The organism is Blautia hansenii (assembly GCF_013304445.1).
GTDB lineage: Bacteria > Bacillota > Clostridia > Lachnospirales > Lachnospiraceae > Blautia.
Map to the genome: position 1 here is coordinate 203,135 of NZ_JAAITA010000002.1, position 14,449 is coordinate 217,583.

A 14,449-nucleotide genomic window follows, 5' to 3' on the forward strand; every position below is an offset into this window, starting at 1 on the left:
TTTTGTTCCCCTTTTATCTTCGCTAGTAAGCATTCTTGTTAATAAAGCCTTTAAATATGGTCAAAAACAGTATCTTTACATCCAGCCCCAATGTCCAGTTTTCTATATAGTACAAATCATACTCGATTCTTTTTCTGATGGAAGTATTTCCCCGGTATCCATTGACCTGCGCCCATCCGGTCAGTCCCGGACGTACCTGATGCTTAATCATATACCTTGGAATCTCCTCTTTGAATTTCTCCACAAAAAACGGTCGTTCCGGTCTCGGCCCTACCAGACTCATCTCTCCCTTCAGCACATTAAAAAGCTGCGGCAGTTCATCAATACTGGTTTTCCGCATGAATTTTCCGAAATTCGTCACACGGGGATCGTCCTTTACGGTCCATTTTGTTTTTTCTTTTTCCGGAGGCTGCACATCCATGGAACGGAATTTATACATCATAAACGTATGATTGTGCAGCCCCACTCTCTCCTGCTTGAAAATCAGAGGACCCGGTGATGTGAGTTTAATCATAATCACAGAAAACATCATAATGGGAGAAAACAAAATAATGGCGCAAATCGCTCCTGCAATATCCATGACCCGCTTCATAGCCGCATAAAAAGTATTGGTCAGGGGTACATGTCGGATATTGATAACCGGCAAACCGAGAATGTCCTCCGTATAAGGTTTTGTGGGAATAATCTGGTTATAATCCGGAATAAACTTGGTGTGTACACCGGATTTCTCACATAGATTCACAATTTCTTCCAGTCTGGCATACTCATTCAGCCCCAGAGTAATGGCAATTTCATCTAACCGGTTTTCCGGAAGAATAATCATCAGGTTGTCTATCTTTCCCAAAACCTTAATACCTTTATACTCAGTTCCCGCTTCTATATGGTCATCCAGAATTCCTCTTATCTTATATCCCCACTGGGGATTTTCCAGAATCCGGTCAATATACTCTTCTGCCGCCCTGCTGTATCCTACCAGCACAATATGCTTCAGATTGTATCCCTTCCGCCGCATACTGCGGAGAAAATAACGGATAAGATTTCTGGCTATAGCCTCCAGGCAAATATTAATCACATAAAAAATAAAAAGCATTTCACGGGAGAAATGCATCATTTTAATGAGGTACAATACCCCCAGAAACAAAGCAATTCCCACTGTATTCGCTTTTACAATATTCCACAGTTCCAGCCGTCTGCCCTGTACCCGCTTGGGAGTATACAGACTGAACAAATAGTATAAGCCCAAATACACCAACACGGTAATGGGCAAAGCAATCATATATGTGCGAAGGGACAGCGCTCCGTCGTCACTGCTGATTATCTGAAACTTAATTACCCATGCTGCCACATAGGAAAATAACAGCACAAAAGCATCTATCAGCACCTGCAGGCGGTTAAAATGCTTCTGGTTTTCTTTTATCAAGGTTTTATCACCCTCTATAGCTAAGATTAGTTAACAAGTTCTTAATAATATATCACAATTTTTAAAAAAACGCAATTCCTATTCTTCTCTTCTCAATCAGACAGCTTAATGATACGCAGTCCGTTTTCGGTATATACCGCTTTCTTCTCCTTCCAGGAAGGTAATTTTTCCGCATATTGTCTGGCTTGCTCATATTCCTGCTGCGTGGGCAGCTGATATTTTATCCCCAGAGTTTCCATAAATCCATGAATTCTGTAATTACTGCCAAATGCTGTATCCGCATCCCATTCAAAGAAAGAATGACCCATGGTCTGACCTTTTATCATGTGATTCGGCGTATATTTTCCCACAAAAACCAGCTTTTCCTCTGGCTGAATATCTCCTGCCGCCGCCTCTACTTCTTTTGCAAAGGCCTTGTCCTTTTCATAGCACCTCCATGCACTGAGTTCCAGCGCCGGGACAGCGATAGTCTGCAACACCAGCATAAGAATTACGCAGATTCTTGCGTATCGAAAAATTTTCCCTTTCTCATTGCTTTTTACAAAAAAATATCCCAGCCAGGATAACAGAATGGGAATACAGAACTGTGCCCTTATAGGAACCGTATTTCCCATAACTGCCGGGAGAATAAATGGCACTATCATTAACCCCGCAAGACTGGCCAATTTAAGAAAACTCTGTCCTCCCTTTTTTTGCCACTTTTTATACAGTACAACAGCAAAGAAAAGATACAACACTGGCAAAAACGGATGAAACGAGGACATAAAACCCGTCATTATAAATCCTGTGTAAGCTATGACTCTGCACAAAGTATACAGCACCGGTTCCTGTCCCCAGAGAATCTGATTCGTCAGATATTTTCCGGATTCCAGACCCATACTTGCCTTAATCGCCGTTGCCGCCGCTTCATACAGCACAAAAGCTGCCAGAAGCACCAAAATGTATTTGAAAATTTCCTCCACCTGTTCTTTTCCCGAAGTTTCTTTCTCCTCCTGACGGATAAGGTACAACAGAAGGCAGGCAAACACATACAGAAAAACAAAGGCCTGATAGCAGGAAAAACAAAAGGCCAGTAAAAGAACTGCAGCTATGGCATGATAAATGCCCTTTTTCTCCACCCAGCGGGATACCAGAATAACCGCAATGGCCTCTGCGCCAAGTGCAAAAGCAATTTCCATACTCTGCAGAGTAAAATGAAACTGTTCAGCAAAAATAGGACTGCTGACAAAAATAAGCAAAAACACAAAAACAGCCTTGGTATTCTGCACCTTCTGCAGTGTTACCAAACTGTAATTCCAGGAAATTGCAGCAAAGATAAAAAACAAAACCGTCATAACATTGGTAAATGGAATGGATATGGGAATCAAATGGAAAACATGTTTAAACAGCCCCAGTCCAAAACGGTTAATCCCATACCAGGCATTTAACTGTCCTTCCGGGTTGTTTATCATCACTTCTGTATCAATAGATATCCGGTTTCCAAGCAGCATAACCGCATACAAGGCCACAGTAAACACTACTGTTATGAAAATGGATTTTCTATTTTCCTGTATATATCGCTTCAACATGTGTGACTGTTCTCCTTTCCTCCCCGTCAAAATTCTCTATTTTCGCAAAAATCTTATGATATTACAATATAATTCCCACTGAATCCGCAGGTATGTTCCAAAAGCAATATCTTTTACTTTTCTCGTCCGGTTCTGCCGGGAAATGGTAAACCCATTTTTCATTCCCGCCAAATACTCTTTTCCAAAACCTTTTTTTGCGAAAAACAGTGCCTTACAGCCAAATCCCAGCAACAACAAAGGGAAATTCCACACAATCTGCCATAGGGGCATATTTTTATAAATCATATAAATATTATTTCTGGAGGAGTAGCGCACCTTGAAAAGGTTGTATCTGGAACCGCTGGTGCCGCTTCCCACATGATAAACCAAAGCTTCCGGGCAATACCAGTTTTCATATCCATGAAGTCTGGCGCGATAACCGATGTCCAAATCTTCCAGGTACGCGAAATGCTCGTGGTCAAAAAGTCCAATTCTATCCAGCACTTTTTTTCGATAAATAGCCGCACCTGCGCAGGCAGAAAATATTTTCTTTTCCGTATTGTAATTCTCCTGATTTCTCCCCTTTCCGTCCGCAAAGGCCCAGCCGAAAGCGCAGTAGTAATTGCCCGCATCGTCCATTTTTCCATGGTCCTGCATCTGAATCATTTTCGCCTGACAGGAAAAAGCCCGCTGATGTCTCTTCATACTCTTTAAAAGGCTGCTCACAAAAGACGGCTCTGCAATGGTGTCATTATTTAACAGAATCACATAGCTGCCTGTGCTGACCTTAATGCCTGTATTGACCGCTGTGCAAAATCCCGTATTCTCCTTCAGGGCTATGACCTGCACTTCCGGGTAGACTTCCCGCACATAATCCGTACTTCCGTCCTCGGAACCATTGTCCACCAGAATCACTTCAAAATTTTCGCAGTCCTGCTTTCTCATGGAATCCAGGCAGTCCTTCAGGTATTTTTTTCCGTTAAAATTCGGAATGATTACTGAAACTTCATACATGTTTTTAAACCTTTCAGTCCTTTGGCTTCAGGGAATAATTCCATTTCACCAAGGACAGATTCTTATTGTAATAAGGGTCTCCCTTTTTCAGAAGAGTTTCCCACCGGCAGCGCATAAATTCGATTTCCGACTGAAATCTGCGGACTTTTTCTTTGCTGTCCTCTGCACCTCTGCTTTTCGATTCATAATGATATAGTTCCACATACGGGTCATATACCACTAAATACTGTTTTTCCCGTACGCGCAGACAGAAATCCACGTCATTAAATGCCACAGAAAGCTGTTCTTCAAAGCCTTGCACCTCATCAAACACCTGCCGCTTCACCATCATGCAGGCAGCTGTCACGGCGCTTAAATCCTGTATAATTGCCGCTTTGTGCATGTAGCCGGATCGTTCTCTGGGCATGTCTGTAAACATATGACCTGCAATACCGCCGATTCCAATAACCGTTCCGGCATGCTGAACGGTATTATTTCCAAAGTACAGTCTGGCTCCCACAATTCCCGTATCCGGACGCTGGCAAAAGCCCAGCATTTCCTCTATCCAGTCGGGACTTATCACTTCCGTATCATTGTTCAGAAACAGCAGATAATCCCCTTTGGCCTTCTTTGCCCCATAATTGTTAATAGCAGAATAATTAAATTCCCTCTTCCACCGCAGCAGACGAATTCTGGAATTTTCAGAAAGTTCTTTGTAATATGAAAAGATTTCTTCCCCTGTACTGTTATTCTCCACAATCAGAATTTCATAATTAGTATAGGAAGATTTTTCCAGTATAGACTGAATACATTTTTCCAAATCTTCTTTTGCATCTTTATTTGGAATGATAATGGATACCAGGGGTTCTCCCTGTACCGGATATTTTACTCTGTAAAATCCATAGTCCTTTGTATGGCTCACTTCTCCAATCAGCCCGTTCTGCCGCAGATTTTCTTCGATGGCCCTCTTTCCCGCTTCAAAAGCATAGAGTTTGCTTTCCGGATTGTCCGCAGTAGAGGACTGGTGCGTTCTCCAGTGATACAGAATTTCAGGAATGTGGTGTATCTTTCCTGCTGCCTGTGTACAGCGGAAAATAAAATCGTAATCCTGGGCGCCGTCGTATTCTCTGCGGAATCCTCCTGTTTTTTCAAGCAATGATTTCCGCACTACAAAAAAGTGACAGATGTAATTGTTGGAACGCAGTAAGTCTATATTAAAGTCCGGTTTCAGATGGGGCTGAAAATGTTCCAGCACCTCGTCGCCTCTGACTTTATCCTCGTCTGTGTAAAGTACATCAATATCCGGCTCTGTTTCCAGCGCTTTTGCAACCTCATACAGGGCATTGGGCGCCAACAAATCATCATGGTCCAAAAGTCCCGCAAACTCTCCTGTGGCCATAGCAAATGCCTCATTGGTATTCTCTGCAATGCCTTTGTTCTCCTCCAGCTTCTTCCATAGAATCCGGCTGTCCTTTTTTGCATATTCCTTCAGCACATATTCCATGGAAGCGTCCTCCGGACTGGCGTTGGCAATACAAAGTTCCCAGTTCGCGTATGTCTGTGCCAGAAGGCTGTCCATCAGCTGGCGCAGAAAAGCCTCCGGCGTTTTATATGCAGGAACTATAATACTGATTTTCGGACCATAGTTCCATTTTTTCTTTCTTTGCTTTTCCAGTTCTTCTCTGGTTGGTATGTACTGCTCATACCAGGGGCCATAAGGCACTTCTTCCGGCTCAAACCGCTCATGAAGACGCACCCAGAATTCTTTTACTCCGTAGTGCTTTAAATACCTCAGCCCTTTCTGTATCATATAAGGGGACATTTTGCCCATCAGCTTTCCCCATTCTATCTTTCCCTTCGGCATAAAATTTACCTGCCTTTACCTGGATTCCAGTGTATTTTTCACTGTTTGTTTCTAATTCCTGCCTTATTCTAACACATTTTCTGTTTAAAGAAAACCATGAATATGGTATACTGAAGTTAATTTGCGTAAAGGAGGAATACATTTGAAGAAAAAACATAGGATTCAAAAGTTATTGTGCCCTCTGCTGGCACTTTTATTAGCCATGACTTCTGCTGTCCCCGTTTTTGCAGAAACAAGCTCTGTTGCCGCCTGGCCTTCCGCTCCGGAAATTGCAGACGAATCAGGCGTTTTGATGGAAGTGTCTACGGGACAGGTGCTCTTTGACAAGGACATGAATGAGATTCGTTACCCGGCCAGCACCACCAAAGCCATGACTGCTCTTTTGATTTTAGAAAACATAGATGATTTAAACCAAAAGGTTACTTTTACCGATGTGATTCTGCCGGATTTGGCACCGGGAAACTCTACGATTAATGCCCAGGTAGGCGAAGAACTGACGGTGGAGCAGTGTCTGTATGCCATTATGCTGGCCTCTGCCAATGAAGTCTGCACCCAGATGGCCGTGGAGGTAGCCGGTTCCGTCAGTGCATTCACCGATATGATGAATGCCCGTGCTGCAGAATTGGGCTGCAAAAATACCCATTTTGTCAACGCCAATGGTCTGCCTGACCCCAATCATTACACAACCGCCTACGACTTGGCTCTGATTCTTGCCGAGGCTGTGAAAAATGAGAATTTCTGCAAAATCGCCGGTGCAGACAAATACACCATTCCGGCAACCAATAAGACCTCTACTCCCCGGAATCTGGAAAACCACAACGCCCTTCTCACAGAGGGGGATTATAAATATGAAGGCGCCATTGCCGGAAAGACCGGACATACAGAAGCGGCCAGAAACACTCTGATTACTGCAGCCACCAGAGACGATATGACGCTTGTCTGCGTAGTCATGCGCTCGGAAGGTAACGACCGCTTCACAGACACAATCAAACTTTTCGATTACGGATTTGATAATTCTGAAAAACTTCCGGTCTACTGGCTGAAAGCGCCGGATTCGGAAGAACCTGATGGATATGTCATTTTGCCAAAAGGTGCAAGCACTGCTTCCATGATGGTGACAGACCAGGATACCGAAGGGGTTTCCAGAACCAGAACCTATTCCTATCAGGGACGGGAAATCCTAAAACTCACTGCTGCCTTTCCTCTGCAGGTAGAAACACGGACAACCTCTGATATGTCTATGTTTAAAGTAGGCACAGTAAAAAAACAGTTGGTATCACCGCTGGTATTTCCTGCCATGCTTCTTATCTTCGCAGGGCTTTGCGCAGGACTTGTATCTGTACTTGTGCAGTATGTAAGAAAAAAGAAGGCAAAAAAGAACAGAAAACAACGGAAAAAAATCACTTCTTAAAAAGAGAAACCTGCCGCTGCAGACAGTCCGGGTATTCCGGCGCTGCCTACTGCGGCAGGTTTTCTATCCTGTGGTATTTCTTTTCCTATTCACTCAGCACACAATCACTTCTCTCCAGGCTGAAATTAGGATTGTAATAAGGGTCTCCCTTTCTGAGTATCTCCTTCCACCTGCTTTTAAACCGTCTGGTTTCATCTTTAAAACGCTTTCTATTTTCCGGTCTGTTTTCATATCCTCTTGTCAGAGATTCATGATGATACAGTTCCGCGTACGCCTGGAATACCACCAGTTTTCCAATCTCTCGCATCCTCAGGCAAAAATCAATATCATTAAAGGCCACCTGGAAGTCTTCATCCATCCCGCCAAGTTCCTCATACAACGATTTTTTCGTCATCATACAAGCGGCTGTTACTGCACTTAAATCCTGTGTAGTCTGGGTTCTTCCTGCATAAACAAACTGGTCACCTGGAAAATTATAGAAAATATGCCCGGCTGTGTGGGACGGTCCCATCCCAATAATCACACCTGCATGCTGAATTTTTTCGTTGGGATACAAAAGTTTTGCACCTACAATTCCTACATCCTCTCTCTGACAATAGCTGAGCATTTCTTCCATCCATTTTTCTGACTTTACTTCAATATCATTGTTCAGAAGCAACAGATACTCTCCCTTTGCTTCCTTTGCAGCATAGTTGTTAATTGCCGAATAGTTGAAAGCACCTTCCCAGCGAAGAACACGAATATTGTCATAATTCTCCTCTAATTCTTTGTAGTAACGGAAAATTTCTTTTCCTGTGCTGTTGTTTTCTACAATGAGAATTTCAAAATTATCATAAGAGGTCTTCTCATACAGAGAACGGAGACATCTTTCCAAATCTGCTTTGTGGTCTTTGTTGGGAATGATAACAGACACCAAAGGGGTTCCCTCTACAAACAGTTTTGTCCTGTATCTTCCCCACTGCTCAGTCATACTTACCTCTGCCCGGATTCCCAGTCTGTCATAATGCGCCTGTACAGCAGCTCTTCCTGCCTCGTAAGCATACATTTTACTCTCCGGATTTCCTGCTGTAGATGCCGGATGGTTTCTCCAATGGTACAGAATTTTTGCCACATGACCGATTCGATGTGCCTTTTCGCAGCAGCGGAGTACAAAGTCAAAATCCTGTGCGCCGTCATATTCTTTCCGCAGCAGCCCTACCTGGTCTACAATTTCCCGTTTCACTACAAAAATATGGCAGATATAGTTATTACACCGCAACATATCCAGATTGAAATTCGGTTTAAAATGCGGGTCATAGTAGCGTTTTCCATCCATGGTGACTTTATCCTCATCCGTATAAACCACGTCTGTTTCCGGATAGTCATTGAGTTCCTTCACAATTTCATAAAGCGCATTGGGTGCAAGGGTATCATCATGGTCAGAAAACATAATGAAATCCCCCTCTGCGATTTTGATGGCTTCATTTGTATTTCTGGAGATACCATCATTTTCCTCCAGACGATGGTATACAAACCGCTTTTCATTGCCGTAGTGTTCCCGAATATACGCTTCTACATCCCCGTTGTCACTGCCATCCGCCAGACAAAGCTGGAACTTTCCATAAGTCTGCGCCTGGACAGAATCCAACAGTTCCTTTAGATACTGCTGAGGAGTATTATACAGGGGAATTACGATACTGATAAGGGGGGCATAGGCAAAAGACTGCTCTCTTTGCTTTTCCAGTTCTGCCTGCGAAGGCATATGCTTTGGATACCATCTGGTATATGGATACGGACGATTTTTATATTCCTCTGCCTTTTTCATCAGTTTTTTTGCAAAGCCTGCTACTCCATGTGCCTTAAGATAATGGATTCCCTTCTGACAGTAATACTCTGCCTTTTCCCCTGCAATCTTTCTCTTTTGCAGACTAACATACCGGATTGTCCTCTGTTTTCCTGCCGAAAATACTACCCGGAATCCTTTTTCCTCCCGAAAAGGAATGTCCAGAAAGAAGCCGCTTTCCTTTCCCACATCCCATTCCTGGTACTGCTGCTGTACATCAGAACGATTGACGCGTTCCAGAGAAAACTCTGCACGCTCTCCCTTTTCATTTTCCACATAAATTTCAAGAGGTTCGGAATACACAGCCCAGCCACTTACCATACATCTGTGCTGTTCAAAATCCACATCTGCATAATCAATGAAATATTGGGGTTTCCTCTGTTTTCTCAAGATTTTTTTCATTTGCTCAGAAAACCACAGATATCTGGCTTCTCCTTTTACCCCATACACATATACTTTTTTATAAAGCTGTGCATGCTCCGGTATCTTTATGGAAAGTTCCATCTGTCCTTCCCGTTCAGCATAAGAAATATCTGTCACCTGCTCTTTATCCACATAGACTTTCGGCACATATCCCGTCTTCCAGGCTCCCTCAATTCGATAACAATTCTCCTCTTTTAAGCTGAAACGTTCCCGCTCCGCTTCTATTAACTCGCGACTCATACAGTTCTCCTTTACTCCTGTTGTCCTAATCCCAGTTCAGTGAACAGTCACTGTGTCTTAAAGTCAAATTGGGATTATAGTACGGGTCTCCTTTTTCCAGAATCTCCTTCCAACGGGTTCTGAACAGCTCTGCCTCTTTTTGGAATCTCACTTTCTTTTCCTTTGTATCTTCCAATCCTCTGGACTGTGACTCGTAATGATACAATTCTGCAAAGGCCTGGAACACCACCAGAAGTCCCAGTTCTCTTACCCGCAGACAGTAATCGACATCGTTAAAAGCAACTTCAAACTTCTCGTCAAAGCCCCCTATTTCTTCATGCACAGATTTTTTTACCATCATACAGGCAGCAGTCACAGCGCTGATATCCTGTGTAGAATTAGCTCTTCCTCCATAAGTAAAGCGTTTCCTTTCCACTCCGTAAAACACATGACCGGCAGCATGGTCTGCTCCCATACCAATAACCACTCCGGCGTGCTGTACCGTATCATTCGGGTAATATAATTTTGCTCCTGCAATTCCCACATCTTTTCGCTGGCAGTATCCCAGCATTTCTTCTATCCAGTCAGGTGTAATCACTTCCACATCATTATTTAAGAACAAAAGATACTCGCCCTTTGCCTGCTTCACACCAAAATTATTAATAGCTGCATAGTTAAACCGGTCTTTCCAGTACAGCACCCTCAGATTTTCTCTGGTCTGCTCTGCCTGAGCATAGTAATCAAAGGTTTCCTGCTGCGTACTGTTATTTTCCACAAGGATTACTTCAAAGTTTTGGTAAGTACTTTTCTCATAAATGGATTTCAGACATCTGTCCAAATCATCTATATGATCTTTATTTGGTATAACAATAGAAACCATAGGCATTCCCTGCACCAACAGTCTGGAACGATATCTTCCCCAGAAAGGTGTCATGGTAACTTCAGCCGGCTGGCCGATTCTTTCGTAATGTGCCTGAACAGCCCTTTTGCCATTCTCATAAGCATACATCTTGCTGGCCGGATTTCCTGCTGTAGAATTGGGATGAGAACGCCAATGATACAAGACCTTAGGAATATGATAAATACTGTCTGCTTTTTCGCAGCAGCGCAGAATAAAATCAAAATCCTGGGCTCCGTCGTATTCTTTCCGAAATTCTCCGATTTCATCTACAATTTTCTTATCTACCACAAAAATATGGCAAATATAATTATTGCTTCTCAGCAAATCCCAGTTGAAATCAGGCTTGAAATGGGGGTCAAAATATTCCTTTCCATCCATGGTCACCTTATCTTCATCTGTATAGACAATCTGAGGCTTGCTCTCACTATTCAGCGCCTTAACAATCTCATACAAAGCATTGACTTCCAATACATCATCATGGTCGCTGAGCATAATATACTCGCCCTTTGCCAGTTTTAATCCCTCATTGGTGTTCTCGGAAATTCCACCGTTCTTCTTCAGCCGCTCATAAATAATGCGAGATTCTTTTTTATACTTTCGCTTCACATATTCTTCCACTGCATGATCCGGGCTTCCGTCTGCAAGACAAAGCTGCCAGTTTTCATACGTCTGTCCTACCACGGACTGCAGCAGTTCTTCCAGATAGTTTAAAGGTGTTTTATAAAGAGGAATCACAATACTAATTAAAGGTTCAAAAGGAAACTTTTCCTGCCTCTCACGCCGCAATTCCCCTTTCTTCACCTTATGCAGTTTTGCCCAGTAACCATATCCCTGATTTGAGGGATTCATGTTTATATCAAGCTGCTTTTTAAACTCTCCCATTCCATGTGTCCGTATAAACTGTAGGTTTCGTTTCATCATTCTGGGACCAAGCTGCTGATAATATTTTCCAAACCGACTGTTCTCAAAGTTCAGTTTTCTGGCTGACAGCACATAATTGGCCTTAGAATCCGGCTCCTTGAAAAAGACTGTTATATTTCCTCTCTCCAAATATTTTTTGTGAAATTTCAAAGAAAACCCGCACTTTACCTCGGAAGATACGGAAAAAATCGCATTTACATCCGGCCGCATCTCCTGTTCCAGGACGCATTCCATTTCCTGCCCTTCTCTATCTCGGACATAAATCGGACAAATACCGTTTTTATAAAGAGCCCATCCCCTGACCAATACCATATCCTCTGCAAAAGAAACACCATCAATGCTGTATTTAATCAGACTTTTTATATAATTTTGCTTAATTTCCGAAAATTCTTTTTTATACACTTGTACTCGTTCTACTGAATCTGAAAAAAACACTTCCAGTTGTGTGCAGGAATCCCAAAGCCCTGATACACCGTTTATAGAAATACTGAAACCAAGTTCTGTCTCATCCTCTTTTAATTTAAGATATTTCTGAACATCCGGTCTCTTCACCCATGTAATTTTATAAGGTATCTCCTGATTTTTGTTTCCATACACCTGAACTTCCGGCTTTTTACTTTTCTTGCTCCAAATCCATCCCTTGATTTCAAATCTGTCTTTTCCTGAGTGATTCAAATCCGCCTTGTCGATACACCAGCGCATAGTACCCATATCTGTCTATTCCCCTTTTATCACCTTTTTATATTTCGTATACGTTTTCCAGACTTTTGTATTCTCCATAGCGGCAATCAATTTCTCCTTTTCTGCAAGCTGCTTTTTCAGAGCTTCCACTTCTTCTTTCTGTCGGTTCATTTCCGCTTTTTCCTTCAAAATCTGCTGTACATATCCGTCCTGCCCACTGTCTTTACTGATTTCCAGGCATAAAAATCCCGGATTTGCCGGAATACTCTCAATATAAATTTGAGGGTCTTCTTCCAGAAAAAGAAAAGTCTGGTCTGACTGTACAATCCCATTGGTTCTGACTTGGCATTTCTCTCCATTTTCCCATTCCAGACGTTTCAATCTTACTCTTCCTGCCTGTTCTCCGGGATCCAGACGAATCCGTCTGATTCTGCTTCCTATTTCGATACGAAGCTTTACTTTCCCGTCCGGCATAGCATAAGATTCCGATTCTTCTTCTCTTAAAATTCCATCCTGAGAAAGAAATATCTGAACTCTTTCCGGACTTCCTGTTCTTTTTAAAACCGTATGCAGACCTGTCTTCCCTGGCGAAATCTTGGGATAAAGTTTTCTCAGTGGTACATAATTTCCTATAACATATGCCTGAAAATGTTTCTCCATTTCCAGAAAGACTTCTCTGTCTTCAGGAGAAATTCCTGCCGCAGCGTATAAATCCCAGGCTGCAATCTGACTGCGGAAGGCATTGCTGCACTCATAATAATGTAAAATACGATAGAGCACAAACTGAATCGGTATCGGAAAAAGAAAAGTCCACTCATAATCAATCAGTGTCCACTCGCCCTTCTCGTCTATAAAGATATTACTCAGCACCATATCAATATCCGTTACCGGAGCAGAATAAAATCCCTCACGGAGTTTCACGTCTCCAAAAACTTTTCGAAACTCTTCCGTCATACAAAAGGGGTTCTCAGCCGTCTGCAATATCAGTTCCATATATTCTCTCAAAATTTTTTGAAACTTCTCTATTTTCCTTTTCTCTAATAATCTGTCCAGTTCTTCCTGTAAAGTCTGCCCTTTAAGATATTCCAAATAAATTCCATCTTCTTCCCATCTGCATTGGTTTATCAACAGTCTGGTAGACGAAAAACTGCAGCTTAACTGTTCATAAGCTTCATATATTTTCCGGATATGAGGTTTTCCCGCCTCATAGTATGCTTTTTTTCTCACCTGCCGAGAACCGTCTTTTTCTACTATATCCGTACGGATAGCAAATTGGGCAGTACGTTCATTTGAATATTTTGTATACAGAATCCTTTCCATAATCATTCTCCCTCTAATACAATTAAAAATGAATTTGCAAACAATGGAAACAATTCCTCATCTATCAGGCTGTCATAGACCTTCCCTTCATCAAACAATTCCAGTCTCTCCCTGTCAAAATTCATAATATTCAGATTCAATTCTCCCTTACCGGGCAGATAATGGTCGGAATATAGGGCCAGAGGAAATTTATAATCCGGATAAGGATAGTAAAATTCCGCTTTCAGCCCTGCTGCAGCAATCATCTGCTCCCATTCTTTTTTAGAAAAGGTTCTGACCCCTCTGGTATCTGTATATCCTTCTATCCCTTCAAAGTATCTTCCTGTATGGTCTTCTGTACAACCTGCCCAATATTTCATACCCAATCTGTTTTCTATGGCTATGACTATTTTTCCGTGAGGCACAAGGTGCTTTTTTATCACTTCCAGCATTTCCTGATAAGGCTCATCTCCACTGATATAACCATCGGCATATTCAAAAACACCTATGAGTGTAATGTAATCGTATGTCTCTGTCAGTTTTTTCTCTATCTCCTGAAAATTTCCCATGAGAATTTTCACATTGTCACAAGCTTTATTTCTGTAAGCATTAATGTAACTTCTTTTTTTAGAAAGTTCAATACAATGCACACTTTTTGCTTTACGGGCCAGCGCTCCTGTAATGGCTCCACATCCAGCTCCGATTTCCAGAACACAATCTCCTTTTCCAATAGGCAGCCATTCTACAATATTCTGCCGGATATTAGAAAAATGGTACATCACCGGCCAGCTGGAAGTCTCAGCAATAATACGGTTATAGTCTTCCTCCCCATAGTTTCTGGCGATTTCCAAAAGCTGGTCTTCCACTTCGCCATCGCTGTATAAATCCCTGCCAGGATAGCAGGTATCATCTAATTCTACCTTCCCTATTTTCTCCACCTTTACTCTC

The 14,449-nt window shown here is 42.4% G+C and carries 9 protein-coding genes; 1 reads left to right on the plus strand and 8 read right to left on the minus strand.

Translation table 11 applies throughout. The annotated features are described in order from the left end of the window. Positions 1-22: 22 nt before the first annotated feature. From G5A70_RS03005 to G5A70_RS03020, 4 genes are all read right to left on the minus strand, one after another. A complete protein-coding gene (locus G5A70_RS03005) occupies positions 23-1,420 on the minus strand; it encodes an undecaprenyl-phosphate glucose phosphotransferase (protein WP_173747877.1) in 1,398 nt (465 codons plus the stop codon). A gap of 92 nt (positions 1,421-1,512) precedes the next feature. Then, on the minus strand, positions 1,513-2,988 hold the full coding sequence (locus G5A70_RS03010; protein ID WP_173747879.1) for a glucosyltransferase domain-containing protein: 1,476 nt from the start codon (positions 2,986-2,988) through the stop codon (positions 1,513-1,515). Between the two features lie 36 nt (positions 2,989-3,024). Beyond that, positions 3,025-3,981 (minus strand): glycosyltransferase family 2 protein, encoded by a 957-nt coding sequence (locus tag G5A70_RS03015; protein WP_173747881.1) that lies wholly within the window; start codon positions 3,979-3,981, stop codon positions 3,025-3,027. A 13-nt stretch (positions 3,982-3,994) separates the two neighbouring features. Beyond that, entirely contained in the window at positions 3,995-5,824 is a 1,830-nt protein-coding gene (locus G5A70_RS03020; protein WP_173747883.1) for a glycosyltransferase family 2 protein, read from the minus strand. 142 nt (positions 5,825-5,966) lie between these two features. Between G5A70_RS03020 and G5A70_RS03025 the strand changes: the two genes are divergently transcribed. After that, on the plus strand, positions 5,967-7,235 hold the full coding sequence (locus tag G5A70_RS03025; RefSeq protein ID WP_173747885.1) for a D-alanyl-D-alanine carboxypeptidase family protein: 1,269 nt from the start codon (positions 5,967-5,969) through the stop codon (positions 7,233-7,235). 85 nt (positions 7,236-7,320) lie between these two features. On the opposite strand, the gene G5A70_RS03030 is transcribed toward G5A70_RS03025, so the two are convergent. Genes G5A70_RS03030 through G5A70_RS03045 form a run of 4 tightly spaced genes read right to left on the minus strand, consistent with a single transcriptional unit; the run spans position 7,321 to position 14,439 of the window. After that, entirely contained in the window at positions 7,321-9,720 is a 2,400-nt protein-coding gene (locus G5A70_RS03030; protein ID WP_173747887.1) for a glycosyltransferase family 2 protein, read from the minus strand. Positions 9,721-9,745: 25 nt separating this feature from the next. Then, a complete protein-coding gene (locus G5A70_RS03035) occupies positions 9,746-12,232 on the minus strand; it encodes a glycosyltransferase family 2 protein (RefSeq protein ID WP_173747889.1) in 2,487 nt (828 codons plus the stop codon). Between the two features lie 6 nt (positions 12,233-12,238). Then, a complete protein-coding gene (locus G5A70_RS03040; RefSeq protein WP_173747891.1) occupies positions 12,239-13,522 on the minus strand; it encodes a hypothetical protein in 1,284 nt (427 codons plus the stop codon). A 2-nt stretch (positions 13,523-13,524) separates the two neighbouring features. Beyond that, positions 13,525-14,439, minus strand: coding sequence for an SAM-dependent methyltransferase (locus G5A70_RS03045; RefSeq protein ID WP_173747893.1), 915 nt, complete (start codon positions 14,437-14,439; stop codon positions 13,525-13,527). Positions 14,440-14,449 lie beyond the last annotated feature (10 nt).

What these genes read in the sequence shown, in the direction of transcription:
- G5A70_RS03040 (WP_173747891.1), bottom strand. Translation starts at nt 13,522, where the DNA reads ATGGAAAGGATTCTGTATACAAAATATTCAAATGAACGTACTGCCCAA.
- G5A70_RS03015 (WP_173747881.1), bottom strand. Translation starts at nt 3,981, where the DNA reads ATGTATGAAGTTTCAGTAATCATTCCGAATTTTAACGGAAAAAAATAC.
- G5A70_RS03035 (WP_173747889.1), bottom strand. Translation starts at nt 12,232, where the DNA reads ATGGGTACTATGCGCTGGTGTATCGACAAGGCGGATTTGAATCACTCA.
- G5A70_RS03020 (WP_173747883.1), bottom strand. Translation starts at nt 5,824, where the DNA reads ATGCCGAAGGGAAAGATAGAATGGGGAAAGCTGATGGGCAAAATGTCC.
- G5A70_RS03010 (WP_173747879.1), bottom strand. Translation starts at nt 2,988, where the DNA reads ATGTTGAAGCGATATATACAGGAAAATAGAAAATCCATTTTCATAACA.
- G5A70_RS03030 (WP_173747887.1), bottom strand. Translation starts at nt 9,720, where the DNA reads ATGAGTCGCGAGTTAATAGAAGCGGAGCGGGAACGTTTCAGCTTAAAA.